We start from the raw sequence: 2,762 nt of genomic DNA on the forward strand, positions 1-2,762 counted from the left end.
CGGGCGGGGGGGGTGGGGGGGGGGCGCCCCCCCCCCCCCCCCCGCGCGGCGGGGGCTTTCCCCCGGGGGCCCCCCCCCCCGCAGAAAACGCTGTCCTCGCGAGGAGTGCGCTGAGAACCCGCGGCGGTGCCGGTTGCTCGGGGGTCGCCGCTCAGCGGCTTCGCCGCTGAGCGGGGAAGAGCTCTTTCGTCAGTCGGCTATGAGGTGTCGCCTGCCGAAGAGGGTGGCGGCGTCGCGTGCCGTCGGGGTGCCCGCGTCCAGGTCGGCGCCCGCCTCGCGCAGCACCGCCACCACCTCGTCGGCGCCCTTGAACAGCGCGCCCGCGATCGGCGACTGGTCCCGTGCGTTGCGCAGGTCCGGGTCCGCGCCGCGGTCCAGCAGCGCGCGGACCGTGGCGGCGTGCCCGTGGTAGGCGGCGAGCATCAGCAGCGTGTTCGCGTCCGCGTCGGTCACGTCCACCGGCAGCCCGTGCTCGACGAACTCCAGCAGCTGCGCGGTGTCGCCCTCCCGGGCCAGGTCCATCGCGATCGCCACGACCCGCTCGGTCTGCTCCGGGGTGAGCTCACCCTCGCCCATGGAAATCCTCCCCAACGGAAGAGAAACCCCGGGGTGGCACGCGGAATCGCGCGCCACGCCGGGGAATTCGGTCTCACTCAGAGGTTGCCGGCCGCCAGGGCCTCCACTGCCTTGCGGACGCCCTCGCCGTAGGCGGGGTCGGCCTGCGTGCAGTTGTGGATGTGCCGCTCGATGGTGGCCTGCGAGGCACCGTCGATCGCGCGGGCGGTGTTCTCGAACAGGACCTGCTGCTGCTCCGCGGTCATGTTCCGGAACAGGTTCCCGGGCTGCTCGAAGTAGTTGTCGTCGTCCTCGCGGTAGTTGAACCGGTCGGCGACGGCACCCACGGCCTGCTGCGGCTCGCGGTAGGCGGGCTGCTCTTGCCAGCGGCCGTACGAGTTCGGCTCGATGCCGGGGGTGGCGCCCTGGTTGCCGTCGACGCGCATCGCACCGTCGCGGTGGTACGAGTTCACCGGGATCCGCGGCGCGTTGACCGGGATCTGGTGGTGGTTGACGCCGAGGCGGTAGCGCTGCGCGTCACCGTAGGAGAACAGCCGGCCCTGCAGCATCTTGTCCGGCGAGTAGCTGATGCCGGGCACCACGTTCGCGGGCGTGAACGCGGCCTGCTCCACGTCGGCGTGGTAGTTCTCCGGGTTGCGGTTGAGCTCCCACTCGCCGACCTCGATCAGCGGGTAGTCCTTCTTGGACCACACCTTGGTCAGGTCGAACGGGTGGAACCGGTAGCCGTCGGCGTCCGCCTCCGGCATGACCTGCACGTACAGCTTCCACTTCGGGAAGTCGCCGTTCTCGATCGAGTCGAACAGGTCGCGCTGGTGCGACTCGCGGTCCTTGCCGACGAGGGCCTCGGCCTCGGCGTCGGTGAGGTTCTTGATGCCCTGCTGGGTGCGGTGGTGGAACTTCACCCAGAACCGCTCGCCCTCGGCGTTGATGAAGCTGTAGGTGTGCGAGCCGAAGCCGTGCATGTGGCGGTACGACGCGGGAATGCCGCGGTCCGACATGACGATCGTGACCTGGTGCAGCGCCTCGGGCAGGTTGGTCCAGAAGTCCCAGTTGTTCTCGGCGTTGCGCATGTTGGTGCGCGGGTCGCGCTTCACCGCGTGGTTCAGGTCGGGGAACTTCAGCGGGTCGCGGAAGAAGAACACCGGGGTGTTGTTGCCGACGAGGTCCCAGTTGCCCTGGTCGGTGTAGAACTTCAGCGCGAAGCCGCGGATGTCGCGCTCGGCGTCGGCGGCACCGCGCTCACCGGCCACGGTGGAGAACCGGGCGAACATCTCCGTCTTCTTGCCGACCTCGGAGAAGATGCTCGCCGAGGTGTACTGGGTGATGTCGTTCGTGACGGTGAACGTGCCGAACGCGCCGGAGCCCTTGGCGTGCATGCGGCGTTCGGGGATGACCTCGCGGTCGAAGTGGGCCAGCTTCTCCAGGAACCACACGTCCTGCAGCAGCATCGGGCCGCGGGCACCGGCGGTCATGGAGTTCTGGTTGTCCGGAACCGGCGCGCCCGCGGCGGTCGTCAACGGCTTCTGGTTGTTCTCCGGCAAGATCGGCTCCTGTGTTCGGGATTCATTCGGTTCGCGCGCGGCAGGCCGGGCAGGTGCCCCAGTAGGTCACCTCGGTCCGCTCCAGGGTGAATCCCCGCGAGTCGCGGACGTCGAGGCAGGGCGCCGCGCCGACCGCGCCGCGCACGTCGGTGATGCCGCCGCAGCCGCGGCACACCAGGTGGTGGTGGTCGTCCCCCACGCGGGTCTCGAACCGGGCGGGGGAGCCCGCCGGTTCGATGCGCCGCACCAGACCAGCCTCGGTCAACGCGCGCAGCACGTCGTAGACCGCTTGGGTGGACACCGAGCCGAGCTCGCGGCGGACCGCGGTCGCGATGGCATCGGTGTCCGAGTGGGGGTGGTTCGCGACCATCGACAGCACCGCCACCCGCGGGCGCGTGACGCGCAGCGCGGCGTCGCGCAGGAGTGCGGTGGCGTCGATGACCGGCATGACCCGAGACAACCAGCTTTTCTGGAATTAGTCAAGTTTAGCTGTGGTGCGGCGTGGCGCCCCGAAGATCACGTCTTCGCAGGTGGGAAAGGCCCTCGCGCAAATACCGGCCCCGCGCGTTCGCCCGACCGGGGTCCGAAGTTCACCGCACCCCGTACGCGGTCGCGGTCCACAGGTGGAACACCGCGTGCGCCCGG

Annotated in this window: 3 protein-coding genes; all 3 read right to left on the reverse strand. The window is 70.1% G+C overall.

The annotated features are described in order from the left end of the window. Nucleotides 1-189 precede the first annotated feature (189 nt). The 3 genes from LCD31_RS28565 to LCD31_RS28575 all read right to left on the reverse strand — a co-directional run bounded on the left by LCD31_RS28565 (nucleotide 190) and on the right by LCD31_RS28575 (nucleotide 2,565). A complete protein-coding gene (locus LCD31_RS28565; protein ID WP_224963268.1) occupies nucleotides 190-576 on the reverse strand; it encodes an ankyrin repeat domain-containing protein in 387 nt (128 codons plus the stop codon). Nucleotides 577-653: 77 nt separating this feature from the next. Then, nucleotides 654-2,117 carry a catalase gene (locus LCD31_RS28570; protein WP_224963270.1) on the reverse strand — a complete coding sequence of 488 codons (1,464 nt, stop codon included), beginning with the start codon at nucleotides 2,115-2,117 and terminating at the stop codon, nucleotides 654-656. 22 nt (nucleotides 2,118-2,139) lie between these two features. Continuing rightward, nucleotides 2,140-2,565, reverse strand: a complete 426-nt coding sequence (locus LCD31_RS28575) for a Fur family transcriptional regulator (protein WP_224963272.1) — start codon at nucleotides 2,563-2,565, stop codon at nucleotides 2,140-2,142. Between the last annotated feature and the right edge of the window lie 197 nt (nucleotides 2,566-2,762).

Source organism: Saccharopolyspora sp. 6M, from assembly GCF_020176775.1.
Taxonomy (GTDB): domain Bacteria; phylum Actinomycetota; class Actinomycetes; order Mycobacteriales; family Pseudonocardiaceae; genus Saccharopolyspora_C; species Saccharopolyspora_C gregorii.